Source organism: Staphylococcus sp. HMSC034C12 (genome assembly GCF_001835895.1).
Classification (GTDB): domain Bacteria; phylum Bacillota; class Bacilli; order Staphylococcales; family Staphylococcaceae; genus Staphylococcus; species Staphylococcus hominis.
This window is the reverse complement of sequence record NZ_KV826338.1, coordinates 39,779-66,373: the sequence shown is the minus strand read 5'-3', so window position 1 is coordinate 66,373 and position 26,595 is coordinate 39,779. Positions and strand designations below refer to the sequence as shown.

Annotated in this window: 24 protein-coding genes; 22 read left to right on the top strand and 2 right to left on the bottom strand. The window is 32.3% G+C overall.

The annotated features are described in order from the left end of the window. The first annotated feature begins 66 nt into the window (after positions 1-66). The 12 genes from lspA to HMPREF2629_RS08450 all read left to right on the top strand — a co-directional run bounded on the left by lspA (position 67) and on the right by HMPREF2629_RS08450 (position 12,641). A complete protein-coding gene (gene lspA, locus HMPREF2629_RS08505; RefSeq protein ID WP_002448847.1) occupies positions 67-543 on the top strand; it encodes a signal peptidase II in 477 nt (158 codons plus the stop codon). An 11-nt stretch (positions 544-554) separates the two neighbouring features. Continuing rightward, positions 555-1,472 carry an RluA family pseudouridine synthase gene (locus tag HMPREF2629_RS08500; RefSeq protein WP_017174554.1) on the top strand — a complete coding sequence of 306 codons (918 nt, stop codon included), beginning with the start codon at positions 555-557 and terminating at the stop codon, positions 1,470-1,472. Positions 1,473-1,739: 267 nt separating this feature from the next. Continuing rightward, positions 1,740-2,267 (top strand): bifunctional pyr operon transcriptional regulator/uracil phosphoribosyltransferase PyrR, encoded by a 528-nt coding sequence (gene pyrR / locus HMPREF2629_RS08495; RefSeq protein WP_017174555.1) that lies wholly within the window; start codon positions 1,740-1,742, stop codon positions 2,265-2,267. Between the two features lie 224 nt (positions 2,268-2,491). Next, positions 2,492-3,805: a uracil-xanthine permease family protein gene (locus tag HMPREF2629_RS08490; RefSeq protein WP_070813288.1), complete on the top strand. Its 1,314-nt coding sequence runs from the start codon at positions 2,492-2,494 to the stop codon at positions 3,803-3,805. Positions 3,806-3,830: 25 nt separating this feature from the next. Next, positions 3,831-4,724 carry an aspartate carbamoyltransferase catalytic subunit gene (locus tag HMPREF2629_RS08485; protein WP_017174557.1) on the top strand — a complete coding sequence of 298 codons (894 nt, stop codon included), beginning with the start codon at positions 3,831-3,833 and terminating at the stop codon, positions 4,722-4,724. Positions 4,725-4,726: 2 nt separating this feature from the next. After that, positions 4,727-6,001 (top strand): dihydroorotase, encoded by a 1,275-nt coding sequence (locus HMPREF2629_RS08480; RefSeq protein ID WP_017174558.1) that lies wholly within the window; start codon positions 4,727-4,729, stop codon positions 5,999-6,001. Position 6,002: 1 nt separating this feature from the next. Next, a complete protein-coding gene (locus HMPREF2629_RS08475) occupies positions 6,003-7,109 on the top strand; it encodes a carbamoyl phosphate synthase small subunit (RefSeq protein WP_070813287.1) in 1,107 nt (368 codons plus the stop codon). Then, positions 7,102-10,275, top strand: coding sequence for a carbamoyl-phosphate synthase large subunit (gene carB / locus HMPREF2629_RS08470; RefSeq protein WP_017174560.1), 3,174 nt, complete (start codon positions 7,102-7,104; stop codon positions 10,273-10,275). The genes HMPREF2629_RS08475 and carB overlap by 8 nt, the downstream gene beginning before the upstream one ends. Before the next feature lie 100 nt (positions 10,276-10,375). Then, a complete protein-coding gene (gene pyrF, locus HMPREF2629_RS08465) occupies positions 10,376-11,068 on the top strand; it encodes an orotidine-5'-phosphate decarboxylase (RefSeq protein WP_017174561.1) in 693 nt (230 codons plus the stop codon). Between the two features lies 1 nt (position 11,069). Beyond that, positions 11,070-11,678 (top strand): orotate phosphoribosyltransferase, encoded by a 609-nt coding sequence (gene pyrE / locus HMPREF2629_RS08460; RefSeq protein ID WP_017174562.1) that lies wholly within the window; start codon positions 11,070-11,072, stop codon positions 11,676-11,678. Positions 11,679-11,692: 14 nt separating this feature from the next. After that, entirely contained in the window at positions 11,693-11,917 is a 225-nt protein-coding gene (locus tag HMPREF2629_RS08455; protein WP_231103763.1) for a hypothetical protein, read from the top strand. A gap of 319 nt (positions 11,918-12,236) precedes the next feature. Next, positions 12,237-12,641 carry a VOC family protein gene (locus tag HMPREF2629_RS08450; protein ID WP_017174564.1) on the top strand — a complete coding sequence of 135 codons (405 nt, stop codon included), beginning with the start codon at positions 12,237-12,239 and terminating at the stop codon, positions 12,639-12,641. 61 nt (positions 12,642-12,702) lie between these two features. Here HMPREF2629_RS08450 and HMPREF2629_RS08445 read toward each other — a convergent pair whose 3' ends face one another. Next, on the bottom strand, positions 12,703-14,406 hold the full coding sequence (locus tag HMPREF2629_RS08445) for an Rqc2 family fibronectin-binding protein (RefSeq protein ID WP_049379527.1): 1,704 nt from the start codon (positions 14,404-14,406) through the stop codon (positions 12,703-12,705). Between the two features lie 158 nt (positions 14,407-14,564). Between HMPREF2629_RS08445 and gmk the strand changes: the two genes are divergently transcribed. The 4 genes from gmk to priA all read left to right on the top strand — a co-directional run bounded on the left by gmk (position 14,565) and on the right by priA (position 19,274). Beyond that, positions 14,565-15,188 carry a guanylate kinase gene (gene gmk / locus HMPREF2629_RS08440; protein WP_002448723.1) on the top strand — a complete coding sequence of 208 codons (624 nt, stop codon included), beginning with the start codon at positions 14,565-14,567 and terminating at the stop codon, positions 15,186-15,188. Continuing rightward, positions 15,188-15,400 carry a DNA-directed RNA polymerase subunit omega gene (rpoZ, locus tag HMPREF2629_RS08435; protein ID WP_049379526.1) on the top strand — a complete coding sequence of 71 codons (213 nt, stop codon included), beginning with the start codon at positions 15,188-15,190 and terminating at the stop codon, positions 15,398-15,400. Before gmk ends, rpoZ begins: the two co-directional genes overlap by 1 nt. 257 nt (positions 15,401-15,657) lie before the next feature. Next, positions 15,658-16,866 (top strand): bifunctional phosphopantothenoylcysteine decarboxylase/phosphopantothenate--cysteine ligase CoaBC, encoded by a 1,209-nt coding sequence (gene coaBC / locus HMPREF2629_RS08430; RefSeq protein ID WP_048762373.1) that lies wholly within the window; start codon positions 15,658-15,660, stop codon positions 16,864-16,866. Next, on the top strand, positions 16,866-19,274 hold the full coding sequence (gene priA, locus HMPREF2629_RS08425) for a primosomal protein N' (protein WP_070813286.1): 2,409 nt from the start codon (positions 16,866-16,868) through the stop codon (positions 19,272-19,274). Before coaBC ends, priA begins: the two co-directional genes overlap by 1 nt. A gap of 59 nt (positions 19,275-19,333) precedes the next feature. On the opposite strand, the gene HMPREF2629_RS08420 is transcribed toward priA, so the two are convergent. Then, positions 19,334-19,537, bottom strand: coding sequence for a TM2 domain-containing protein (locus tag HMPREF2629_RS08420; protein WP_002448731.1), 204 nt, complete (start codon positions 19,535-19,537; stop codon positions 19,334-19,336). A gap of 176 nt (positions 19,538-19,713) precedes the next feature. Between HMPREF2629_RS08420 and HMPREF2629_RS08415 the strand changes: the two genes are divergently transcribed. Genes HMPREF2629_RS08415 through pknB form a run of 6 tightly spaced genes read left to right on the top strand, consistent with a single transcriptional unit; the run spans position 19,714 to position 26,297 of the window. After that, positions 19,714-20,202, top strand: a complete 489-nt coding sequence (locus HMPREF2629_RS08415) for a peptide deformylase (protein ID WP_017174568.1) — start codon at positions 19,714-19,716, stop codon at positions 20,200-20,202. Then, complete coding sequence (fmt, locus tag HMPREF2629_RS08410; protein WP_029376748.1) at positions 20,195-21,127, top strand: methionyl-tRNA formyltransferase; 933 nt, start codon at positions 20,195-20,197, stop codon at positions 21,125-21,127. The genes HMPREF2629_RS08415 and fmt overlap by 8 nt, the downstream gene beginning before the upstream one ends. Beyond that, a complete protein-coding gene (rsmB, locus tag HMPREF2629_RS08405) occupies positions 21,124-22,431 on the top strand; it encodes a 16S rRNA (cytosine(967)-C(5))-methyltransferase RsmB (protein WP_070813285.1) in 1,308 nt (435 codons plus the stop codon). Before fmt ends, rsmB begins: the two co-directional genes overlap by 4 nt. A gap of 1 nt (position 22,432) precedes the next feature. Next, positions 22,433-23,527 (top strand): dual-specificity RNA methyltransferase RlmN, encoded by a 1,095-nt coding sequence (gene rlmN / locus HMPREF2629_RS08400; protein ID WP_017174571.1) that lies wholly within the window; start codon positions 22,433-22,435, stop codon positions 23,525-23,527. Positions 23,528-23,532: 5 nt separating this feature from the next. Next, complete coding sequence (locus tag HMPREF2629_RS08395) at positions 23,533-24,276, top strand: Stp1/IreP family PP2C-type Ser/Thr phosphatase (RefSeq protein ID WP_017174572.1); 744 nt, start codon at positions 23,533-23,535, stop codon at positions 24,274-24,276. Continuing rightward, complete coding sequence (gene pknB, locus HMPREF2629_RS08390) at positions 24,273-26,297, top strand: Stk1 family PASTA domain-containing Ser/Thr kinase (protein WP_070647569.1); 2,025 nt, start codon at positions 24,273-24,275, stop codon at positions 26,295-26,297. The genes HMPREF2629_RS08395 and pknB overlap by 4 nt, the downstream gene beginning before the upstream one ends. Positions 26,298-26,595 lie beyond the last annotated feature (298 nt).

The following is a 26,595-nucleotide window of genomic DNA, read 5'->3' as shown; positions in this document are numbered from 1 at the left end:
ATGCTAAGTAGTAGGCTATAATGTAGAGTGTTGTCAAAGAGTTGAGGGCTGAATGGAGGCACATGAATGAAAAAGAAATATTATATTGGTTTATCTTTAATAGTAGCCATCGTGATTTTAATTATAGACCAATTAACTAAAAAAATAATTACAGCAACCATGAACATTGGTGATTCTTATGAAGTGATTCCTCATTTTTTAAATATTACATCACATAGAAATAATGGTGCAGCATGGGGGATTTTAAGTGGTAAAATGGGATTTTTCTATATTATTACTCTTATTATTTTAGCTGTACTTATTATATTTTATATTAAAGAAACTAAATATAATGCGTTTATGCAAGTTGCAATTAGCTTATTATTTGCTGGTGCATTAGGTAACTTTATCGATCGTTTATTCAATGGTGAAGTTGTTGATTTCATTGATACAAATATTTTTGGATATGATTTTCCAATTTTTAATATCGCAGATTCAAGCTTAACAATTGGTGTTATTTTTGTCATTATTGCATTGGTTAAGGATGCAACTAAAAAAGAATAGGAGGGCACGTAGTGGAAACGTATGAATATAAAATAGAAGATGAAGCACTCGTAGGTCAGCGTATTGATAAATTATTATCTGATTTCAATAGTGAGTGGTCTAGAAGTCAACTTCAAGATTGGATTAAAAATGATTTAGTCACTGTTAATGGTAAAATAATCAAATCAAATTATAAAGTTAAATTAAATGATGAGATTCAAGTGACTGAAAAAGAAGTGGTTGAAGCCGATATTTTACCGGAGAATCTCAATTTAGATATTTATTATGAAGATGAAGATGTAGCCATTGTTTATAAACCTAAAGGCATGGTTGTACACCCTTCACCAGGTCATTATACAGGTACATTAGTTAATGGGTTAATGTATCAAATTAAAGATTTATCAGGTATCAATGGAGAGATACGTCCTGGTATTGTTCATCGTATTGATAAAGATACGTCTGGTTTACTTATGGTAGCTAAAAATGATATAGCACATCGTGGTCTAGTAGAACAACTTATGGATAAAACAGTAAAGCGTAAGTATACAGCTTTAGTACATGGTAATATCCCTCATGATTATGGAACAATTGATGCTCCAATAGGCAGAAACAAAAAAGACCGTCAATCTATGGATGTTGTTGATGATGGAAAAGAAGCAGTGACTCATTTTAATGTAATAGAACATTTCAATGACTATACATTAATTGAATGTCAATTAGAAACAGGTCGTACTCATCAAATTCGTGTTCATATGAAATATATTGGGTTCCCACTTGTTGGAGATCCTAAATATGGTCCTAGAAAAACATTAGATATTGGTGGACAAGCTTTACATGCTGGAGTTATTGGTTTTGAACATCCTGTCACTCATGAATATATTGAACGTCATGCTGAGTTACCTCAAGAGTTTCAATCGCTATTAGAAGATATTCGATTAAGAGAATCATAAAATTAGAGAACAAAGTCGTAAATTAAAAGAAAGCATATTGACTTATGAACTAAAAAGATTTAAGCTAATAACAGTTAAAATTAAACAAAACAGTGTCTTTTAAAAAGAGTCCAGAGAGGCTCAAAAGACAGGGTGACTAATGATATAAATATGATTAACTTTAATTGTTCGATTGTTATCAGACGAATCATATAAAATATTTTTATATACATTAAACCTCATGTCTTTGTAAAAGGCATGAGGTTTTTTCTTTTAAGAGGTGTAATCATGTCAGAACGTATTATTATGGACGAAGCAGCTATACAACGTACTGTTACACGTATAGCACATGAAATTCTAGAATATAATAAAGGAACTGAACAACTTGTTCTTTTAGGTATTAAAACAAGAGGCGAATTTTTAGCACGTCGTATTCAAGAAAAAATTAAACAAATTGAACATCATGTAGTTCCAACAGGTACGATTGACATTACTCATTTTAGAGATGATATTGAAAACTCGAAAAAGCCTATCACTAAAGATGCCATTGAAATTGATCAAGATGTTACAGATAAGATAGTGATCATTATTGATGATGTACTTTATACTGGACGAACAGTTAGAGCATCTTTAGATGCAATTTTATTACATTCTCGACCTATAAAAATTGGCCTCGCTGCCCTTGTGGATCGTGGCCATCGTGAACTGCCAATTAGAGCAGACTTTGTTGGAAAGAATATACCTACTGCAAAAGATGAAGCAGTATCTGTTTATCTTGAAGAAATAGATGATAGAAATGCAGTAGTAATTGAATAACTAACCTTTTAAACCAGTACGAGAGACTGAAAAAGGTAAAGTATTTAATGGTGAGCGTGTAATGTATTTATTAATTGGATAGATGATATGTCTCACTTAAATTAAATACTTTTCCTATGTCATGTTATAAAAAACTTAAAGAAGCTTTTTATAATATTTCATTAATTTATTTTAGTCTCTTTACCATAGTGTAAAGAGACTTTTTTAGAAAGGAAGAACATTTCATGGAAAATGAGCAAATGTTTAAACGTACTGTCAAACCAGTACTAGATGTAAAAGATAAACCAAAACCAGCACAATGGGCGTTTTTAAGCTTACAACATCTATTTGCAATGTTTGGTTCAACTGTCCTTGTTCCATTTTTAACAGGGTTACCTATTTCTGCAGCATTATTAGCATCTGGGATAGGAACATTACTATATATATTAATTACTAAAGCAAAGATACCTGCCTATTTAGGTTCAAGCTTTGCATTTATTACTCCAATTATTACGGGGTTAAGTACACACAGTTTAGGAGATATGCTTGTCGCATTATTCGCTAGTGGCGTAATGTATATCGTTATTGGTATCTTCATAAAATTAAGTGGTACCGGTTGGTTGATGCATCTTTTACCACCAGTTGTTGTTGGTCCAGTTATTATGGTCATTGGTTTAAGTCTCGCACCAACAGCAGTAAACATGGCAATTTATGAGAATTCAGGAGATATGAAGGGTTACAATTTAAGCTATTTATTAGTAGCATTAGTAACCTTACTTGTAACTATTATTGTTCAAGGATTCTTTAAAGGCTTCCTTTCTCTTATTCCTGTATTAATAGGAATTATTGTAGGTTATATTGTGTCAATTTTTGTAGGCATTGTTAATTTCAAACCAATTGCTAAAGCCAGTTGGCTAGATTTTCCAGATATATATTTACCATTTAAAGATTATGTTCCATCGATACATATCGGACTTATTTTAGTCATGTTGCCTATAGTATTTGTAACAGTCAGTGAACATATTGGCCATCAAATGGTAATTAATAAAATTGTAGGACGTAATTTCTTTGAAAATCCAGGTTTACATCGTTCAATTATAGGTGATGGTGTTTCAACAATGTTCGCTAGTATTATTGGAGGACCGCCTAGTACAACTTATGGCGAAAATATTGGTGTACTCGCAATTACAAAAATATATAGTATCTATGTCATTGGTGGCGCAGCAGTGATTGCAATTATCTTATCATTTATAGGTAAGTTCTCAGCATTAATTTCATCAATTCCTACACCAGTTATGGGTGGTGTATCTATCTTATTATTCGGTATTATTGCAGCAAGTGGACTTAGAATGTTGGTAGAAAGTCGTGTTGATTTTGCTAGTAATCGTAATTTAGTTATTGCATCAGTAGTACTAGTAGTTGGTATTGGAAATTTACTTATCAATTTAAAAAGTCTTGGTGTGAACCTACAAATTGAAGGCATGGCTTTAGCAGCATTATCAGGAATCATATTAAATCTTATTTTGCCAAAAGAAAAAGAAGAATCAGACATTAAATAAAAGAGGATCTTTTAGGAGGCAGGTCATGAAAAATTTATTTTCAATGGAATATTTAACAAACGACGATATTTTTAATCTTATTCAAACAGCGAGTCGTTTTAAATCAGGAAAAGAAATTGTCCCTCAGTATGAAGGAAAATATGTATCTAACTTATTCTTTGAAAATTCAACACGTACAAAATGCAGTTTTGAAGTAGCTGAACTTAATCTTGGATTGAAACAAGTTAACTTTGAAACAAGCACTTCTTCAGTACAAAAAGGAGAATCACTTTATGACACTTGTAAAACGTTAGAGAGTATTGGCGTCAATTTATTAGTCATTAGACATCCTCAAAATGCATATTACGAAGAACTAGAAAATTTAAATATTCCGATTGCAAATGCTGGAGATGGTAGTGGTCAGCATCCTACTCAAAGCTTATTGGATATAATGACGATTTATGAAGAATACGAAACGTTTGAAGGATTAAATATTTTAATATGTGGAGATATTAAAAATTCTCGTGTAGCAAGAAGTAATTATACAAGTTTAACCTCACTTGGCGCTAAAGTAATGTTCTCAAGTCCTAATGAATGGGTAGATGAAACATTAGATGCTCCCTATGTAAATATTGATGATGTGATTGATAAAGTTGATATCATTATGCTTTTAAGAGTTCAACATGAAAGACATGGTATTACTGATGAAGCAAACTTTAAAGCTGATCATTATCATGAACAATATGGGTTAACTAAAGAAAGGTATCGTCGTTTAAAAGATGATGCGATAGTGATGCATCCTGCTCCAGTAAATCGTGGCGTAGAAATCGATAGTGAACTAGTTGAAGCACCTAAGTCAAGAATCTTTAAACAAATGGAAAATGGAATGTATTTAAGAATGGCTGTAATAGATAAACTTTTATCAAGAAAAGGAGAATAATTATGAAACTTATAAAAAATGCTAAAATTTTAGACAATGGTGAACTTAAATCAACGTCAATTTTAATTGATGGACAATATATCAAGGAAATGAATGAAAATATTAATATTGATGAAGGTACTGAAGTCATTGATGCAAATGGTCAGTTTGTAGCACCAGGACTAGTAGATGTGCATGTACATTTAAGAGAACCAGGTGGAGAACATAAAGAAACAATTGAAACTGGAACAAAAGCAGCTGCACGTGGCGGGTTTACAACAGTATGTCCTATGCCTAATACACGTCCTGTACCTGATACAGTAGAACACATGGATCAGTTGCAATCATTAATTAAAGAAAATGCACAAGTCCGTGTCTTACCTTATGCATCAATTACAATTCGTCAAGCTGGTAAAGAGCATGTTGATTTTGAAGCACTTTCAAAAGAGGGTGCATTTGCATTTACAGATGATGGTGTAGGTGTTCAGGAGTCAGCAATGATGTATGAAGCGATGCAACAAGCTGCAAAATTAAATAAAGCAGTTGTTGCTCATTGTGAAGATAATAGCTTAATTTATGGTGGTGCAATGCATCAAGGTAAACGTAGTGAAGAATTAGGTATTCCTGGCATTCCAAACATTTGTGAATCTGTACAAATTGCACGAGACGTTTTATTAGCAGAAGCAGCAAATTGTCACTATCATGTGTGCCACGTTTCAACAAAAGAAAGTGTAAGAGCAATTCGTGATGCTAAAGCAGCAGGCATTCATGTTACTGCTGAAGTGACACCACATCATCTGTTATTAACTGAAGATGATGTTCCAGGTGATAATGCCATTTTTAAAATGAATCCACCATTAAGAAGTAAAGAAGATAGAGATGCATTATTAGAAGGATTACTAGATGGTACCATTGATTGTATTGCTACAGATCACGCGCCTCATGCCAAAGAAGAAAAAGCTCAGCCAATGACAAAAGCACCATTTGGTATTGTAGGAAGTGAAACAGCCTTCCCATTATTATATACTCATTTTGTTAAAAATGGAGACTGGTCATTACAACAACTTGTTGATTACTTAACAATTAAACCAGCACAAATATTTGATTTACCTTATGGAAAATTAGAAGAAGGCAGCTATGCAGACTTAACAATCATCAATTTAGATGAAGAAAGAGAAATTCGTGGTGAAGACTTCTTATCTAAAGCAGATAATACACCATTTATAGGATATAAAGTATATGGTAACCCTGTTTTAACAATGGTTGAGGGTGAAGTTAAATTTAAGGAGGACAAGTAAAATGTTTGAACGTAGATATCTCGTATTTGAAGATGGTTCATATTATGAAGGATATAAATTAGGGTCAGATCAATTATCAATCGGTGAAATTGTATTTAATACAGCGATGACTGGATATCAAGAAACGATTTCTGATCCATCATATACTGGTCAAATTGTTACATTTACTTATCCTTTAATTGGAAATTATGGTATTAATAGAGACGATTTTGAATCACTTACACCTACATTAAATGGGGTAGTGGTTAAGGAAGCAAGTACGCATCCAAGTAATTTTAGAAAACAAAAAACATTACATGAAGTGCTTGTTCAATATCAAATTCCTGGTATTTCAGGGGTAGATACACGCAGTATTACTAGAAAAATTAGAAAATATGGTGTATTAAAAGCAGGATTTACTGACAATAAAGAGGAAATTGAATCACTTGCAGCTAACTTAAAAACTGCAGAATTACCTCGTGATGAGGTAATTACTGTGTCAACAAAAACACCGTATGTATCAACAGGCTCAGATTTAAGCGTCGTGTTATTAGACTTTGGTAAAAAGCAAAATATTGTTAGAGAGCTTAATTCAAGAGGATGTAATGTTACTGTAGTACCTTATGATACTTCAGCAGAGGAAATATTAGCAATGTCACCAGATGGTGTCATGCTTTCAAATGGACCTGGAGATCCAGAAGAAGTTAATGTTGCCTTAGATATGATTAAAGGTGTTTTAGGAAATATACCATTCTTTGGCATTTGTCTTGGTCATCAGTTATTTGCATTATCTCAAGGTGCCAAAGCATTTAAGATGAAGTTCGGACATCGTGGTGCGAATCATCCTGTAAAAGATTTACGCACAGGTAAAGTAGATATCACAAGTCAAAATCACGGTTATGCTATTGATAAAGACTCATTAGAAAATACAGATTTAGAAGTGACACATATTGCTTTAAATGATGGTACGGTTGAAGGATTAAGACATAAAACATTACCAGCCTTTTCAGTGCAATATCATCCAGAGGCAAGACCAGGCCCAAGTGACTCAAATTACTTATTTGATGAGTTCTTAGACATGATGAGAGATTTTAAAGATAATAAAAAGGAGAGTAAAACGAATGCCTAAACGTGACGATATTAAAACGATTTTAGTAATTGGTTCAGGTCCTATTATTATTGGACAAGCTGCAGAATTTGACTATGCTGGAACACAAGCGTGTCTTGCTTTAAAAGAAGAAGGATACCGTGTTATTTTAGTAAACTCAAATCCTGCAACCATTATGACTGATAAAGAAATTGCAGATAAAGTATATATTGAACCTTTAACTCATGACTTTATTGCACGTATCATTCGTAAAGAACAACCTGATGCATTATTACCTACATTAGGTGGACAAACAGGTTTAAATATGGCAATACAATTACATGATAGCGGTGTATTAAAAGCAAATAATGTAGAGTTATTAGGTACAAAATTAGAATCTATACAACAAGCAGAAGATAGAGAATTATTCCGATCATTGATGAATGAATTAGATGTTCCGGTACCTGAAAGTGATATAGTAAATACTGTAGAACAAGCATTTGCATTCAAAGAACAAGTAGGATATCCATTAATTGTACGTCCTGCCTTTACAATGGGGGGTACTGGTGGTGGTATCTGTCATAATGATGAAGAATTAAAAGAAGTTGTAAGTAATGGATTACATTATAGTCCAGCGACTCAATGTTTAATTGAAAAATCAATAGCAGGATATAAAGAAATTGAATATGAAGTGATGCGTGATAAAAATGACAATGCCATTGTAGTATGTAATATGGAAAATATTGACCCAGTAGGTATCCATACTGGAGATTCAGTTGTTGTAGCTCCTAGTCAGACACTATCAGATGTTGAATACCAAATGTTACGTGATGTATCGCTTAAAGTGATTCGTGCTTTAGGTATTGAAGGTGGTTGTAATGTACAGCTGGCTTTAGATCCATATTCATTAAATTATTACATTATTGAAGTTAATCCACGTGTGTCTCGTTCATCTGCACTAGCATCAAAAGCAACAGGCTATCCAATTGCTAAATTAGCGGCTAAAATTGCGGTTGGTTTAACATTAGATGAGATGCTAAATCCTATAACTGGAACATCTTATGCTGCGTTTGAACCAACACTTGATTATGTCATTTCAAAAATTCCACGTTTCCCATTTGATAAATTCGAAAAAGGTGAACGTGAATTAGGAACACAAATGAAGGCTACTGGTGAAGTGATGGCTATTGGTCGTACATATGAAGAATCATTATTAAAAGCGATTCGTTCATTAGAATATGGTGTCCATCATCTTGGTTTACCAAACGGTGAAAGTTATGACTTAGACTACATTAAAGAACGTATTAGTCATCAAGATGATGAGCGTTTATTCTTTATTGGTGAAGCGATTCGACGTGGCACATCATTACAAGAAATTCATGAAATGACTAAAATTGATTATTTCTTCTTAAATAAATTCCTTAATATTATTCATATTGAACATGAACTTAAAGCGCATCCAGGAGACTTAGAATATCTTAAATATGCAAAAGATTATGGTTTCAGTGATAAAGTGATTGCTCATCGCTTTGATATGACTGAAGAAGAAGTATATCAATTACGTCAAGATAATGATATTAAACCTGTGTATAAAATGGTAGACACGTGTGCAGCAGAATTTGAATCATCTACACCATACTATTACGGAACATATGAAACAGAAAATGAATCTATAGTTACAGATAAAGAGAAAATTTTAGTATTAGGTTCTGGACCAATACGTATCGGACAAGGTGTAGAGTTTGATTATGCGACAGTGCATGCAGTTTGGGCAATTCAAAATGCCGGATATGAAGCAATCATTGTTAATAATAATCCAGAGACAGTATCAACAGACTTTTCAATTTCAGATAAATTATATTTTGAACCGCTAACTGAAGAAGATGTAATGAATATCATTAATTTAGAGCAACCTAAAGGTGTAGTAGTTCAATTTGGTGGTCAAACAGCAATCAATTTAGCTGATAAATTAGCTAAACATGGTGTGAAAATCTTAGGAACATCATTAGAAGATTTAAATCGTGCAGAAGATAGAAAAGAATTTGAAGCACTTTTAAGAAAAATTGATGTGCCACAACCTAAAGGTAAAACAGCCACTTCTCCTAAAGAAGCATTAGAAAATGCACGTGAAATTGGTTATCCAGTAGTTGTACGACCTTCTTATGTATTAGGTGGCCGTGCCATGGAAATTGTAAATAGTGATGCAGAATTAGAAGACTATATGGAACAAGCTGTTAAAGCAAGTCCAGAACATCCAGTATTAGTGGATAGATATTTAACAGGTAAAGAAATAGAAGTCGATGCAATTTCTGATGGTGAAACAGTTATTATTCCGGGTATTATGGAGCACATTGAACGTGCAGGTGTTCATAGCGGTGATTCAATTGCAGTGTATCCACCACAAACATTGAGCGATGAAGAAATAAATACACTCGAAGATTATACAATTAAATTAGCTAAAGGATTAAACATTGTGGGTCTCATCAATATTCAATTCGTTATTGCACATGATGGTGTGTATGTATTAGAAGTTAACCCACGTGCAAGTCGTACAGTGCCTTTCTTAAGTAAAATTACTGATATTCAAATGGCACAACTTGCCATGCAAGCGATAATGGGCACAAAACTTAAAGATTTAGGCTATCAACAAGGTATTCAACCATATTCAGAGGGTGTGTTTGTTAAAGCACCGGTATTTAGTTTTAATAAATTAAAAAATGTTGACGTGACACTTGGACCTGAAATGAAATCTACCGGTGAAGTGATGGGTAAAGATTTAACACTTGAAAAAGCTTTATATAAAGGTTTAACAGGTAGTGGTGTAGAAGTAAAAGATCATGGTACCGTATTAATGACAGTAAGTGATAAAGATAAAGAAGAAATCGTTGATATTGCGCACCGTTTAAATGAAGTAGGTTATAAAATCTTAGCTACACAAGGTACTGCACAAAAATTAGAAGCGCACAATATCCCTGTTGAAGTTGTTGGTAAAATCGGTGGAGAAGATGATTTATTAACACGTATCCAAAATGGGGATGTACAAATTGTTATTAACACAATGACAAAAGGTAAAGAAGTTGAAAGAGATGGCTTCCAAATTCGACGTACTACTGTAGAAAACGGAGTGCCATGTTTAACTTCATTAGATACTGCAAGTGCATTAACAAATGTCATTGAAAGTATGACATTTTCAATGAGAAATATGTAATGCCGTAATTATAAGCGACTTATGTGTTAACTTGCTTTATGTTTAAGCACAAGTCGCTTCTTTTTAAAATAAAAGTGAGTTATTTAAAGGAGTTTAATGAATGAGAGATTTACCAATTATAGCTTTAGATTTTGATTCTGAGGATCATGTTCTTGATTTTTTAGATCAATTTGATGAACCACTTTTTGTAAAAGTAGGAATGGAATTATATTATCAAACTGGACCAGCTTTAATTAAGAAAATAAAAGAACGTGGACATGATATATTTTTAGACCTTAAGTTACACGATATTCCTAATACAGTTCAAAAAGCTATGGAGGGTTTAGGTAAGTTAAATGTTGATTTAGTTAACGTGCATGCTGCTGGTGGAACTGAAATGATGAAACATGCTGTAAAAGGGTTACGTAAATATAATGAAACTACTAAAATAATAGCAGTGACTCAATTAACATCAACGACTGAAGAAATGCTACATCAAGAACAAAATATCCAAACGTCTATTGAAGAAGCAGTGTTGAATTATGCAAAATTAGCGCAGGAGTCAGGATTAGATGGCGTAGTATGTTCACCATTAGAAGCTAAATTACTGACAAAGTCTCTAGGTTCTGACTTTTTAAAGGTGACGCCTGGTATCAGACCTAAAGGTGCAGCGGTGAATGATCAAAAACGTATTACAACTCCAGAAGACGCGAAACAATTAGGTTCAACTCACATTGTAGTGGGTCGTCCAATAACTCAAAGTGAGCATCCACAAGAGAGTTATACAAAAATAAAGGAAAGTTGGTTAAGTTAATATGTCAAAACACATAGCAAAATCATTATTAGATATTGAAGCAGTAAGTTTATCACCCAATGACTTATTCACATGGAGTTCAGGCATAAAATCACCTATTTATTGTGATAATCGTATTACATTAGGTTACCCTAAAGTACGTCAAGACATTCGTGATGGATTAAGTGAACTTATTACAGAACATTTTGATAATGTAGAGGTTATTTCAGGAACAGCAACTGCTGGTATTCCACATGCTGCTTATATTTCTGAAAAACTAAACTTACCAATGAACTATGTACGATCTAAAAGTAAAAGTCATGGTAAACAAAATCAAATTGAAGGCGCACAAAGTAAAAATAAAAAAGTCGTTGTCGTGGAAGATTTAATTTCAACAGGGGGATCGTCAATTACTGCAGTGGAAGCTTTAAGAGAAGCAGGGGCTGAAGTCGTAGGTGTAGTTGCAATCTTTACTTATGGTCTAGCTAAAGCAGACGACATGTTCAAACAAGCGAATCTACCATTCTATACGCTAAGTAATTATAATGAACTTATTGAAGTAGCTAAAGAAGAAGGCAAAATTTCAGAAAATGATATTCAAACATTAGTGGATTGGCGCGATAATCTCTAAGTTTCGCTTAAAGGGTGATAAAGTTGTCTAAAGACAAAGATAATAATGCATTTTATAATCAGTTAAAACATGTGAATCAATTTTTATACAGTGAAAAAGAATTTAAACAAACAGCACATGTGTTAACTATTAAAGAAAGTATTAAACATATGCATCACGCACAAATGGAATCTTTTGAGCATACAAGTGACTTCTTTAAAAAAGCCAAAGCACGTTTACGTCAAAAAGATAAAATCTAAATATAGAAAGAAAGATACATATAAATATGAATCAACATATTTATATGTATCTTTTTATATCAATCTATAATTAACTTAACGTATAAAGATTTTAATTAACACCCATCCGATTAATAAAACGATGACCATTGCTAATAGTGGTAGAATATAATGCATCATATTAAATGCCTCCTATTATACTTTTATTTAATTTTAACTGTTTATGGAAAGTTTTCAAAATTAAAGCTACTTTTAATTCAAAGTTCTTAATAGCTAACTTTTTATTATTTTTAAAAATAGTTTAAAATAGACATTAATTATAAATTATAGGAGGATTACAATGGAAATACCTAAAGTAACACCATTTTTAATGTTTAATAATCAAGCTGAAGAAGCAGTCAATTTATATACAAGCTTATTTAAAAACAGTGAGATTTTAACAATGGTAAAATACGGAGAAGATGGTCCTGGAGAACCTGGGACAGTTCAACATTCTATTTTCACATTAAATGGTCAAGTATTCATGGCGATAGATGCCGATAATGGTGAAGAATTACCAATGAATCCTTCCATCTCTTTATATATCACTGTTGAAGATGCTATGGAAATGGAACGCTTATTTAATGGTCTAAAAAAAGAAGGTGCTATACTGATGCCTAAAACTTCTATGCCACCATTTCGTGAGTTTGCATGGGTGCAAGATAAATTTGGAGTAAGTTTCCAACTTGCATTACCAGAAAAATAGACACTATGATATATAAAATCCGTAGATGACTTAAAAAAAGCATCTACGGATTTTTATTTTTTTAATTTTTATCCTGCTTCATACGCTGGATTTGGTCATAATCAGGTGTTGCATATAACGTTTTTTGATTATCATATGTGACAAATCCTGGTTTAGCGCCAGAAGGTTTATGGACATTTTTGATTTCTGTATAGTCTACCGGTATCTGACCAGAATTTCCAGCTTTAGAGAAATATCCCGCAAGCATTGCTGCCTCTTTTATCGTAGTCTCACTCGGTGCATCATTTAAAATGACAACATGCGAACCTGGAATATCTTTAGTATGGAACCATATATGTGATTTTTGAGCTTTACGATTTGTTAAATAATCATTTTGCTTGTTATTTTTACCTACTAAAATCGTGTCTCCATCTGAAGAGATATATGTTTGTAAATGGATTTTATCTTGTTTTTTCTTTTTAGTATTTTTACGTTGTTTCATAAATCCTTGTTCTGCCAATTCATCACGAATGTCATCAATTTCATCAACTGTAATATGTTCTAATTGCTGTTCAATATTGGCAAAATAGTCAATATTTTCACGTGTAAGAGCAATTTGAAGATCGAGTTCTTTTTCTCGTGTCTTCATTCGATTATATTGCTTATAGTAGTATTGAGCATTCACAGATGGTGATTTAGTAGGGTCTAATGGAATCGTTACTTCTTCATTAGTATAATAATTTAGAACGTTTATAGACGCGTCACCTTGTTGAATACGATAAATATTAGCAGTAATGAGTTCACCGTATAATTGTTGTGTGTCTTTATCTTTAGCACTTTCGTATTCGTCTATAAGTTTACTTAACTTGTGTTGATATTTTTGTAATTGTTGTTGTACGAAGCGTACTAGATCATTCGCACGTTGTTTTACACGTTCTCGCTCACCTCTAGCATCATAATAACGATCTAACAAATCATGTAATGAATCATAGATAACAATATCATCCGAGAATTGTTTTAATTTCATAAAATAGAAATCTTCTTTACCTGTTTCATGATTTTTATGAAATACTGGTACGGGTACTTTTAATGTTTGGTCAATCACTTCTTCAAAAGCTTGAGGTAGAGTATCTTGATTCATAAATTGGTAACGATTTGTAATTTCATTTGTAATTAGAGGACTAAAGCCTTCAAACGCATTGAGTAATTGTTTAGCAATTTTTCCGGAATTAAAGTCAACGAATTTGAGCACTTCATCACTTGAAATATCATATGGATTTCGTTTGTTTTGAGTAGGAGGAGCTTCATATTTGAAACCAGGCATCACTGTACGATACTGATTTGTATTTGGCGTCAAGTGTTTAAAGCCTTCTATAATTTTATATTGATCATCTACTAGTATTAAATTACTATGTTTACCCATGATTTCCAATATCACTGTTCGATATATCGTATCGCCAATTTCATCTTTACTTTCAATGTCAATTTCTACTCTACGATCATTACCGATTTGTCGTATTGATTTAACAATACCTCCCTCTAAATGCTTACGAAAGACACGTGCAAACATTGGTGGGTCAAAGGGATTGTCGTACTTTTTATTGGTGAGATGCATTCTTGAAAAATTGGGATGAATAGATAACAATAGATGATGGTTTTTACGATTTTGACGAATAATCATAATGATTGTGTCATTTTCTGGTTGATTAATTTTGTGAATTCTACCTGTTACTAAAAATTGTAGTGATTCTATTATCTTTTTTGTGAATAAGCCATCATAAGCCATAATTTTTTCCACCTTCAGTTTTGTCATTCATTATATTGTAACATGGTAACAATAGAGCGTCATGAGTTAAGTTTATCCTAGTACACTCTATACAACGTAAACAACAATGTGATATCATATTTAAATAATAGAAGAATAGCTTAGAGAGGTCGTAAGGCATGGATAATGAAAAAGGATTACTAATTGTTCTTTCAGGTCCTTCAGGAGTAGGTAAAGGAACTGTTCGTAAAGAGATATTTGACGATCCAACTACATCATATAAATACTCAATCTCGATGACTACGCGTCAAATGCGAGAAGGAGAAGTTAACGGTGTAGATTACTTTTTTAAAACGAAAGAAGAATTTGAAGCATTAATTCAAGAAGATCAATTTATTGAATATGCCGAATATGTAGGAAATTACTATGGGACACCCGTACAATATGTTAAAGATACAATGGCTGAAGGTCATGATGTGTTTTTAGAAATTGAAGTTGAAGGTGCGAAACAAGTAAGAAAAAAATTTCCTGACGCATTATTTATCTTTCTTGCACCGCCAAGCTTAGATCATTTGAAAGAACGTCTTATTGGTCGCGGTACAGAAACAGATGAAAAGATTCAAAGTAGGGTAAATGAAGCACGTAAAGAAGTAGAAATGATGAATCTTTATGATTATGTCGTTGTTAATGATGAAGTTCATTTGGCTAAAGAAAGAATTCAATCAATTGTAGAAGCCGAGCACTTAAAAAGAGAACGCGTTGAAGCGATATATAGAAAAATGTTATTGGAGGCAAAGAAATAATGTTAAACCCACCGTTAAATCAATTACAATCACAAATTAATTCAAAATATTTAATTGCAACAACAGCTGCTAAACGTGCACGTGAATTAGACGAAAAGCCTGAAACTGCATTACTAAAGGGTTATCATTCAGCAAAACCTGTAGGTGAAGCACTAGAAGAGATCGCAAGCGGAAAAATTTCACCTGTTGTACCTGAAGAGTTTCAAGCATAAATAAAATTATTTTGTTATCAGTTAAGTTGTTGTTCTGAAATATAAGTTACCATGTATTTCAGACTTTTAAACATTTTTGCAATCTCTGATTCAATTGAAAATGTACTTATATAAGCGTTTTTAGAATCAGTTAATCTTGCGGGAGTAGAACAGTGAATTAAAAATCTGTTCTACTCCCGTGTTTTTAGTTTTTCATCTTAGTTGTGTATAATAAATTTAAAAGTGAAGACTATAAATATAACTAAAGGAGTCGAATCATGAAGAACATTCTATTAGCTGTTACAGGAGGCATTGCTGCTTATAAAGCAATTGATTTAACTAGTAAACTTACGCAAGCGAATTATGATGTAAGAGTAATGCTCACTGATCATGCACAAGAATTTGTTACACCTTTAGCCTTTCAAGCCATTAGTAGAAACCCTGTATATACCAATACATTTATTGAAGAAAATCCTGAAGACATTCAACATATAGCATTAGGTGATTGGGCAGACTGTATCGTTGTTGCACCTGCTACCGCTAATACTATTGCCAAATTAAGTGTAGGTATTGCTGATGATATCGTCACATCAACGCTACTTGCTACAGAAACCCCTAAATTTATTGCTCCAGCTATGAATGTTCATATGTATGAAAATAAACGTACGCAACATAATATTTCTGTATTAAAAGACGATGAATATCATTTTATTGAACCTGGAGATGGTTTTTTAGCATGTGGGTACATTGCAAAGGGACGTATGGAGGAACCTCTTCAAATTGTCAAAATCATAAATGATTATTTTAAAGATAAGAATGAACTATCACACATATCTCATACTTCTTTTGAAGGGAAACATGCTTTAGTTACTGCCGGTCCTACAATTGAAGTAATTGATCCAGTAAGGTTTGTATCTAATCGTTCCTCTGGAAAAATGGGATATGCAATTGCAGAAGCTTTAGCTAAAAGAGGTGCAAAGGTGACGCTTGTGGCAGGACCAACGCAACTTGATAATCCAGAGAATGTAGAAGTCATTCATGTAGAAAGTGCAGAAGAAATGTTTAATGCAGTTACAAGTCGATATGAAGAACAAGATATTGTTGTTAAAGCAGCAGCCGTCTCAGATTATACGCCGGCCGATGTATTGAATCATAAAATGAAAAAACAAGATGGCAATCTTTCTGTCACTTTTAAGCGAACAAAGGACATTTTGAAATATTTAGGTGAACATAAAACACATCAATACTTGGTCGGATTTGCAGCTGAAACCCAAAATATTAATGCTTATGCACAAGATAAATTAAAACGTAAAAATGCGGATGTCATTATTTCGAATAATGTAGGAGATCAGACCATTGGATTTCAATCTGATGATAATGAACTCACTATGCATTTTAAAGATGGACAACGTATTAATATAAAAAAAGGAAAGAAAGTGCAACTTGCACAACAAATTTTAGATGAACTGGAAACTAGGTGGCAATAATGATTGCGAAGGTCATTGTAGATATTCCTTCTAAGAGTGTTGATTTTAAATTCGATTATCTCGTACCTGACCATTTAAAAGATTTTATAAAAGTGGGTGTAAGAGTTGTTGTACCGTTTGGTCCACGTACCATTCAAGGATATGTTATGGATATACAACAACAACCAAGTGAAGATGTCAATATAGATAAATTGAAAGCAATTAAAGAAATTAGAGATATTCGACCAGAATTAACACCTGAACTTATCCAATTAAGTGAATGGTTGAGTCATTATCATATTTCAAAACGCATTTCTGTGTTAGAGGCAATGCTTCCAAGCGCGATTAAAGCAAAATACACTAAAGTATTTAAAATAGTCCGTCACAATGATATTGAAGAAGATATATTAAAATATTTTGATAACAACGGATATTATAAGTATAAAGATGCGCAAAAAAATAATCATTTAAATATATTAAATCGTTTACTTGAACAACATTTAATAGAAGAAGAAACCATATTATCTCAACATACAAAAAGAAAAACACAGCGTGCAGTACGAGTTGTTGAAGGATACAATCCAGATGATATATTAGCTTTACTAGAAAAGAAATTAAAACAATATGATGTGTATGCTTATCTTTTAGAAGAACATCATAGAAATGTATTTTTAAAAGAACTTGAAGAAATGGGGTTTTCTAAATCAAGTATAGAGGGTCTCGTCAAAAAAGGTTTCCTTGAAAAATATGATGCTGAAATTGAACGAGATCCTTTTGCAAATCGTATCTTTGAAAAAGAAGAAAAACGAATGTTAACCCCTGATCAAAATAACACATTTCAACAAATTAAAGAAAAAATAGATCACAACGCACAACGTACATTTTTATTACACGGCGTCACAGGTTCAGGTAAAACTGAAGTCTACTTGCAAGCCATTGAAGAAGTATTAAAAAAAGATGAACAAGCCATGATGCTTGTTCCAGAAATTGCGCTGACACCACAAATGGTTTTACGCTTTAAGCGACGTTTTGGTGATGATGTAGCTGTCTTACATTCAGGTTTGTCAAATGGTGAACGATATGATGAATGGCAAAAAATTAGAGATGGAAGAGCACGTGTAAGCGTAGGTGCGAGATCAAGTATCTTTGCACCATTTAAAAACTTAGGCATTATTATTATTGATGAAGAACATGAATCAACATATAAGCAAGAAGATTATCCACGTTATCATGCTAGAGACATAGCAGAATGGAGAAGTCAATTTCATCAATGTCCATTAGTATTAGGAAGTGCGACACCAAGTCTTGAATCTTATGCACGGGCAGAAAAAAATGTATATCAATTACTTACTTTACCTGAAAGAGTTAATCAACAAGCTTTACCTTCAATAGATATCATTGATATGAGAGCAGAACTAAGTTCAGGTAATCGTTCCATGTTCTCTGAAGAATTAAGACAAGCGATTCATGATAGACTGAATAAAAATGAACAAATCGTTTTATTTTTAAATCGACGGGGTTATGCTTCGTTTATGTTATGTCGAGATTGTGGATATGTTCCACAATGTCCACATTGCGATATTTCGTTAACTTATCATAAGACGACAGACCAACTAAAATGCCACTATTGCGGCTATCAAGACTTGCCTCCTAACCTGTGTCCTAATTGTGAAAGCCCGCATATCAGACAGGTTGGTACAGGTACACAAAGGGTAGAAGAAATTTTACAACAAGAATTTGAAGAGGCACGTATTATTCGTATGGATGTAGATACGACGTCAAGAAAAGGTGCACATGAAAAGCTATTGACTGATTTTGAAAAGGGAAAAGGCGATATTTTATTAGGCACACAAATGATTGCAAAAGGTTTAGATTATCCAAATATAACATTAGTTGGTGTGCTTAATGCCGACACAATGTTAAATTTGCCCGACTTTAGAGCGAGTGAAAGAACGTATCAGTTACTTACACAAGTTTCAGGTCGTGCTGGTCGTCATGAAAAACCCGGTAAAGTGATTATTCAAACATATAATCCAACTCATTATGCAATAGAAGATGTTCAAAAAAATGATTATTTAACGTTTTATCATAAAGAAATGCAATTTAGAAAATTAGGTAAATATCCACCTTATTATTATTTAATTAATTTTACTATTGCGCATAAAAATATGAAAAAAGTAATGGAAGCTGCTAAACATGTACATCAAATTTTACTGCAACATCTTTCAGAAAGAGCACTCGTACTTGGACCTTCTCCAGCGGCAATTGCTAGAATTAATAACGAACATCGTTTTCAAATATTGGTTAAATACAAGAGTGAGCCAGAATTAATTCATGCATTACAGTACTTAGATGATTATTATCATGAAGCATATATTAAAGATAAATTATCGTTAAGGATTGATATCAATCCTCAAATATTAATGTAAAAAAAGAGTTGCACCGTTTGCGTTTAACTGCGTGGTGTAACTCTTTTTGTATTTACATGTTACATTGTTACGTTTCCATTTTCATCTGCTGGTCTTAGTAATGTCAGAATCGCACTGATGATTGCAATAATATGAGGAATTCCTGTCCAACAGAATAATAAATGAAGAAGACCAGACATCATTTTACCAGCATAAAATTTGTGTACGCCAAAGCCACCTAAAAAGACAGCTAGGATAATGTAAATCACTTTATTGACTTCCATTCTTTATACCTCCTTAGTCTATTTAATATATTAATTGTCTTCATAATTATTTTAGATATGAAAAAAATTAAAAGCAATTAAAGTTATCTGAGAAGAGTGAAGATAAGACTAAGGTCGCATTTTAAATTGAATTACGTTATAATAATATGATGAATTTTTTTCGGGAGGCGTTCTAAGTGGCAATAAAGAAATTAGTTCCATCGACTCATCCTGTTTTATCTAAAAAAGCAAAAAAGATAACAACTTTTGATGAAAATTTAAAACGTTTATTATTAGATATTGAAGACACTTTATATTCTGAAGAAGCATCAGCTTTATCAGCGCCACAAATTGGTGTAAGTCAACGTGTTGCTATAATTGACATGGAAGCGGAAGGACTCTTGCAATTAATCAATCCTAAAATCAAAACAGAATCTAATGAAAAAATCATTGATTTAGAAGGTTCGGTTAATCTTCCTAATGTATTTGGGGAGGTAGAACGTAGTAAAATGATAACTGTAGAAGCAAATGATTTAGAAGGTCACGAGATTGAATTAACTGCTTATGATGATGTGGCTAGAATGATACTGCACATCATTGATCAATTAGATGGTATTCCATTTACCGAACGTGCTACAAAAATATTGACTGAAAAAGAAGTGGAGGCATATTTTGACAATGAGTAAGATAATTTTTATGGGAACACCAGATTTTTCAACAAAAGTACTAGAGATGTTAATCGCTGAACATGAAGTCATCGCAGTAGTTACTCAACCAGACAGACCAGTAGGACGTAAGCGTGTATTAACCCCTCCTCCTGTAAAGAAAGTGGCAGAAACATATCACATTCCAGTATATCAACCTGAAAAGTTAAAAGATTCTAATGAGTTAAATGAACTTATGGATTTAAATCCTGATTTAATTGTAACGGCAGCATTTGGACAATTATTACCTGAAAGTCTATTAAATCTTCCTAAGTTAGGTGCTGTAAATGTACATGCCTCATTATTGCCAAAATATCGTGGTGGAGCACCTATTCACCAAGCCATTATAGATGGTGAAGCACAAACGGGTATTACAATCATGTATATGGTGAAAAAGTTAGATGCAGGTAATATTATTTCTCAAAAGGCCATCGACATTGAAGATGATGATAATGTAGGATCAATGCACGATAAATTAAGCTTTTTAGGTGCAGATTTATTAAAAGAAACATTACCTTCTATTATAGATGGTTCAAATGAAAGTATTCCACAAGATGATTCAAAAGCAACGTTTGCGTCTAATATTAGCAGAGAAGATGAACGTATCGATTGGACTAAAAGCGCTAAAGAGATACACAATCATATTCGCGGATTATCACCATGGCCAGTGGCTTATACAACTATGAATGATAAAAATTTAAAACTATATCAAGCTCATATTGAAAAAGGAAAAAACGGAGAACCAGGTGAAATTATAGAAATCACTAAGACTGCAATTATTGTAGGAACTGGCTCTTTGGATGCTATTGCATTAACAGATATTCAATTATCTGGGAAAAAACGAATGCTTGCTGCTCAATATTTAAGTGGTGTACAAGATTCATTAGTGGGGACTAAATTAGTATGACACAATCAGTAAGAGACCTTGCATTTCATACCATTCAAGATATTTTAAACAATAATGCTTATAGCAATTTAAAAATTAACGAAGTCATTAACCAATATAATATTGCAACTGTCGATAAAGCATTGTTTACAGAATTAGTTTATGGAACAATAAAGCGTAAAATGACTTTAGATTTTTATTTAAAACCCTTTGTTAAGACTAGAATTAAAGGTTGGGTACGTCAATTATTATGGATGAGTTTATATCAATATGTCTTCCTAGATAAAATACCTAATCACGCAATTATAAATGAAGCAGTTAATATTGCTAAACGTCGTGGTGGCCAGCACAATGGGAACATCGTTAATGCTATACTTCGTCACATATTTAAAAGTGACTTACCGACATTGGAAACAATTAAGAATGAAAAGCAACGCATGACGATTGAGTATAGTATACCAAGATGGATTATTGAGCATTGGATTACACATTACGGAATAGAAACGACACATAAGATTGCAAAATCATTTCTAGTACAATCTGCAAGTACAGTAAGAGTGAATACAAGTCGTACGGATGTTGAAACAATAAGTAAGGAGCTTTTACAAGAAGGCTATCATGTGGATATCGATCAACTCATTCCATATTGTTTACACCTTACAGGTAAACCAGTGATTGAATCTCGAGCTTTTAAAGATGGACTTATTTCCATCCAAGATAAAAGTTCAATGTTAGTAGGGTATTTAATGGATGTTCAAAAAGACGATACCATACTAGATGCATGCAGTGCTCCTGGCGGTAAGGCTTGTCATATGGCAGAATTACTAGCATCCACAGGCCATGTAGATGCTACAGATATTCATAAGCATAAAATTGGTTTAATTAAAGAAAATATCAAAAAGTTAAAATTAAAGAATGTGTCCACTTTCGACCATGATGCAACACAACCATATTCAGAACTATATGACAAAATTTTAGTAGATGCACCTTGTAGTGGATTAGGTGTATTAAGACATAAGCCCGAAATTAAATATGTACAATCTAAGGATAGTATTAATGATCTTGTAGAAATTCAATTAAGTATATTAGATAATGTTAAACATAACTTGAAACCAGGCGGTTCACTTATTTATTCAACTTGCACAATTGAACAAATGGAAAATGAAAATGTAATTTATACATTTTTAAAAGAAAATAAAGATTTTGAATTTGAATTGATGACGCATCCCGTTACTGGTGAAAAAGTAAAAACACTACAAATTTTGCCACAAGACTTTAATTCAGATGGCTTTTTCATTACTAAAATAAAAAGAAAGGAAAGTTAAGATGATAACTGCTGAAAAAAAGAAAAAAAATAAATTCTTACCAAATTTTGAAAAACAATCAATATATTCGTTAAGATATGATGAAATGCAAAATTGGTTAATTGAGCACGGACAACAAAAATTTAGAGCTAAACAAATTTTTGAATGGTTATATCAAAAGCGTGTAGACACTATTGATGAGATGACTAATTTATCTAAAGACTTAAGACAATTGTTAAAAGATAACTTTGTTATGACAACGTTAACTACCGTAGTTAAACAAGAAAGTAAAGATGGAACAATTAAGTTTTTATTTGAATTACAAGATGGTTATACCATTGAAACGGTATTAATGAGACACGATTACGGTAATTCTGTATGTGTAACGACTCAAGTTGGCTGTCGAATTGGTTGTACATTTTGTGCTTCAACTTTAGGTGGTTTAAAGCGTAACTTAGAGGCTGGCGAGATTGTATCTCAAGTACTCACAGTTCAAAAAGCACTTGATGCTACTAATGAACGTGTATCACAAATTGTTATTATGGGAATTGGTGAACCCTTCGAAAATTATGATGAAATGATGGACTTTTTAAAAATAGTTAATGATGATAATAGTTTAAACATTGGGGCGCGACATATTACAGTATCAACGTCAGGAATTATCCCACGTATTTATGACTTTGCTGATGAACAAATTCAAATTAATTTTGCAGTAAGTTTACATGCTGCTAAAGATGAAATTCGTTCAAAATTAATGCCAATTAATAGAGCGTATAATGTTGAAAAATTAATGGAAGCAATCAAATATTATCAAGAAAAAACGAATCGTCGAATTACATTTGAATATGGATTATTTGGAGGCGTAAATGATCAACTTGAACATGCAAGAGATTTAGCACATTTAATTAAAGATTTAAACTGTCATGTAAATCTTATACCAGTCAATCATGTTCCTGAACGTAATTATGTTAAAACACCAAAAGATGATATTTTTAAATTTGAAAAAGAATTGAAACGTTTAGGCATCAATGCAACAATTAGAAGAGAACAAGGCTCAGATATAGATGCAGCATGTGGACAATTAAGAGCTAAGGAACGACAAGTAGAAACGAGGTAATCATCATGCTTAACGCACAGTTTTTCACAGATACTGGACAACATCGAGAAAAGAACGAAGACGCGGGAGGTATATTTTATAACCAAACACATCAACAATTGTTAGTGTTGTGTGATGGAATGGGTGGTCATAAAGCAGGTGAAGTTGCAAGTCAATTTGTTACTAATCAATTACGAGACTATTTTGAAACAGAAAACTTTATTGAATTAGACCAAGCTGAATCATGGTTAAGTAAAACATTAAAAGATATTAATCTCGAATTATTTGAATATGCTACAACGAATGAAGAATATCGTGGTATGGGCACAACGTGTGTATGTGCCCTCATATTTGATAATAAAATTGTAGTAGCAAATATTGGTGATTCTAGAGCATACGTGATTAATTCAAGAGAAATTGAACAGATTACATATGATCATTCATTTGTTAATCATTTGCTTATGACCGGACAAATTACTGAAGAAGAAGCGTTTAATCATCCTCAACGTAATATAATCACTAAAGTAATGGGTACTGATCGCCGAGTAAGTCCTGATATTTTTACAAAGCGCATCAGTTACTATAATTATTTATTACTTAATTCTGATGGACTGTCAGATTATGTAAGAAATCATGAAATAGAAACGTTAATGAATCAGTCTACATCATTAAATGAACTTGGAGAAGCACTAATACAAGCTGCCTTAGATCATCAATCTAAAGATAATGTGAGTGTACTATTAGCTGAAATTGAGGGTAATAATGTATGAATGGCAAGCTAATTAATGATCGCTATCAACTCTTAGATAAACTTGGTGGCGGAGGAATGAGTATTGTTTATCTTGCTGAAGACACTATACTTGAACGTAAAGTGGCTATTAAAGCAATTTCTATTCCACAAAACGAAAAAGATGAAACTATGAAACGTTTCTACAGAGAGGTAAATAGTGCTACACAAATTGTTCATGAAAATATTGTGGAAGTATATGATGTTGAAGAAGATGATGATAATTTCTATCTTATTATGGAATATATTGATGGACCGACACTATCTGAGTATATACATAGCCATGGTCCATTGAATATAGAAACAGCTATTGATTTTATTAAGCAAATTTTAAATGGGGTAAAACAAGCTCATGAGCAACGTATTATACATAGAGATATTAAACCTCAAAATGTACTAATTAATAAAGATAAAATTTTAAAAATTTTTGATTTCGGCATCGCAAAAGCGTTAAGTGAGACATCAATGACTCAAACAAATCATGTGCTTGGAACGGTTCAATATTTATCTCCTGAACAAGCTAAAGGAGATAAAACGAATGAAACAACCGATATCTATTCAATTGGTATAGTGTTGTATGAAATGTTAGTTGGTGAACCTCCTTTTAGGGGAGAGACAGCTGTAAGTATTGCTATTAAACATATTCAAGAAACAGTTCCTAATATTACTGAAAAACATCCAAATATTCCACAATCTTTAAGTAATGTGGTACTTAAGGCGACTGAAAAAAACCCTAAAGATCGTTATCAAACGATAGAAGAAATGTATAATGATTTGAGTAGTGTGCTTGTTACAAGCAGATTAAATGAAGAAAAGCATACGCGTATAAGTGATACCACCCAAACAGTACCCATTGATAAAAAAGAAATAAAAAACAAACTTGATGAAGAAAATCATAAAAAAGATATAGCGCAAACGATGCAAATTCCTATTATCAATCATCATAAATTTCAAGCAAGTGAAAATAATGTGTACACATCTCAACGTAAAAAACGTTCTAAAAAGAAAAAGGTCGCTATTATTTTTATTCTAGCGCTTTTATTATTAAGCTTGATTGGGTTTATCGCTTGGGGCATGCTTGGTGATAAATATGCAGAAATGCCTGATTTAACGGGTAAAACTGAAAAAGAAGCAGAAAAAGTATTAAAAGCTTCGCATTTAGAAATAGGACATATATCTAGAGAATATAATGATGACTATCCCGAAAATAAAATTATTAACTCCAATCCTAAAGCAGGAGAACGTGTTAACCAACAAGAAAAAGTAGATGTTGTATTATCAAAAGGTCCAGAAAAGATAAATATGCCTAATGTGATAGGGATTAAAAAAGAAGATGCTATAAAAAAACTTAAAGATCATAAATTAAATCATGTGACAATTAATCAAGAATATAATAGTCAAATGCCAAAAGGATATATTTTCAAGCAAAATATTAACCCTAATGAATCGGTGAAAATTAACGATCATCATATTGTACTGACTGAATCGTTAGGTGTAAAAAAAGTTTACGTCAAAGACTATGAAAATAAAAACTATCAAAATGCTAAAAAAGAATTAGAGTCGATGGGTCTAAAAGTACAAGTTAAGACGACTAATAGTGATACTAAAGATAAGGATATCATTATTTCACAATCTCCAAAACAGACTGAAGTAAATGAAGGAAGTACAGTAGAACTTATGGTTTCTAAGGGGAAAGATAAAAAAAAAGATTCAAAAGAAGACTCGGATTCTTCTGATGATAAGAAAGATAATCATACGACAAGCGTAAAAAATTATACGGAAACTTATCATATTCCGTATACTGGAAATGATGGAGAAAGCCAAAAGGTAAAGATTTATATTAGAGATAAAAATAATAGTGGTACACAGGTAAGTCAAACATACAATATTCACAAGGATAAAATCATTACTATTCCATTAAAAATTGAACAAGGTGATTCTGCTGGATATACGATTGAAGTAGATGACAATGTTATTGCAGATAAAGATATTGACTACGAATAAATTTCAAATATCAGAATAAGAGTAAGATAGTAATGATAAGTTATTCATCGTTTACTGTTTATACATTAACGTGTATTTTATGATATAAATGATGTTAATTTTAAAAGACAATTTCTATTGAAATAATATAGAAATTGTCTTTTTAACAACTATAATTTTATTATGTAAAGTTAATTTTTTAAGTGATTTCAATGTCTTTCTATCCTTATCTTTATGATGAGGGTATAGAATATATATATTATTAATTCTATGTTTGCTATAATAACGTAAACATAAATACTTAATTTGAGGTGTTAAT

Excerpts from the sequence above, each read along its gene's own strand:
- lspA (WP_002448847.1), top strand. The coding sequence starts at position 67 with ATGAAAAAGAAATATTATATTGGTTTATCTTTAATAGTAGCCATCGTG.
- pyrR (WP_017174555.1), top strand. The coding sequence starts at position 1,740 with ATGTCAGAACGTATTATTATGGACGAAGCAGCTATACAACGTACTGTT.
- HMPREF2629_RS08490 (WP_070813288.1), top strand. The coding sequence starts at position 2,492 with ATGGAAAATGAGCAAATGTTTAAACGTACTGTCAAACCAGTACTAGAT.
- HMPREF2629_RS08485 (WP_017174557.1), top strand. The coding sequence starts at position 3,831 with ATGAAAAATTTATTTTCAATGGAATATTTAACAAACGACGATATTTTT.
- HMPREF2629_RS08480 (WP_017174558.1), top strand. The coding sequence starts at position 4,727 with ATGAAACTTATAAAAAATGCTAAAATTTTAGACAATGGTGAACTTAAA.
- HMPREF2629_RS08475 (WP_070813287.1), top strand. The coding sequence starts at position 6,003 with ATGTTTGAACGTAGATATCTCGTATTTGAAGATGGTTCATATTATGAA.
- carB (WP_017174560.1), top strand. The coding sequence starts at position 7,102 with ATGCCTAAACGTGACGATATTAAAACGATTTTAGTAATTGGTTCAGGT.
- pyrF (WP_017174561.1), top strand. The coding sequence starts at position 10,376 with ATGAGAGATTTACCAATTATAGCTTTAGATTTTGATTCTGAGGATCAT.
- pyrE (WP_017174562.1), top strand. The coding sequence starts at position 11,070 with ATGTCAAAACACATAGCAAAATCATTATTAGATATTGAAGCAGTAAGT.
- HMPREF2629_RS08450 (WP_017174564.1), top strand. The coding sequence starts at position 12,237 with ATGGAAATACCTAAAGTAACACCATTTTTAATGTTTAATAATCAAGCT.
- HMPREF2629_RS08445 (WP_049379527.1), bottom strand. The coding sequence starts at position 14,406 with ATGGCTTATGATGGCTTATTCACAAAAAAGATAATAGAATCACTACAA.
- gmk (WP_002448723.1), top strand. The coding sequence starts at position 14,565 with ATGGATAATGAAAAAGGATTACTAATTGTTCTTTCAGGTCCTTCAGGA.
- rpoZ (WP_049379526.1), top strand. The coding sequence starts at position 15,188 with ATGTTAAACCCACCGTTAAATCAATTACAATCACAAATTAATTCAAAA.
- coaBC (WP_048762373.1), top strand. The coding sequence starts at position 15,658 with ATGAAGAACATTCTATTAGCTGTTACAGGAGGCATTGCTGCTTATAAA.
- priA (WP_070813286.1), top strand. The coding sequence starts at position 16,866 with ATGATTGCGAAGGTCATTGTAGATATTCCTTCTAAGAGTGTTGATTTT.
- HMPREF2629_RS08420 (WP_002448731.1), bottom strand. The coding sequence starts at position 19,537 with ATGGAAGTCAATAAAGTGATTTACATTATCCTAGCTGTCTTTTTAGGT.
- fmt (WP_029376748.1), top strand. The coding sequence starts at position 20,195 with ATGAGTAAGATAATTTTTATGGGAACACCAGATTTTTCAACAAAAGTA.
- rsmB (WP_070813285.1), top strand. The coding sequence starts at position 21,124 with ATGACACAATCAGTAAGAGACCTTGCATTTCATACCATTCAAGATATT.
- rlmN (WP_017174571.1), top strand. The coding sequence starts at position 22,433 with ATGATAACTGCTGAAAAAAAGAAAAAAAATAAATTCTTACCAAATTTT.
- HMPREF2629_RS08395 (WP_017174572.1), top strand. The coding sequence starts at position 23,533 with ATGCTTAACGCACAGTTTTTCACAGATACTGGACAACATCGAGAAAAG.
- pknB (WP_070647569.1), top strand. The coding sequence starts at position 24,273 with ATGAATGGCAAGCTAATTAATGATCGCTATCAACTCTTAGATAAACTT.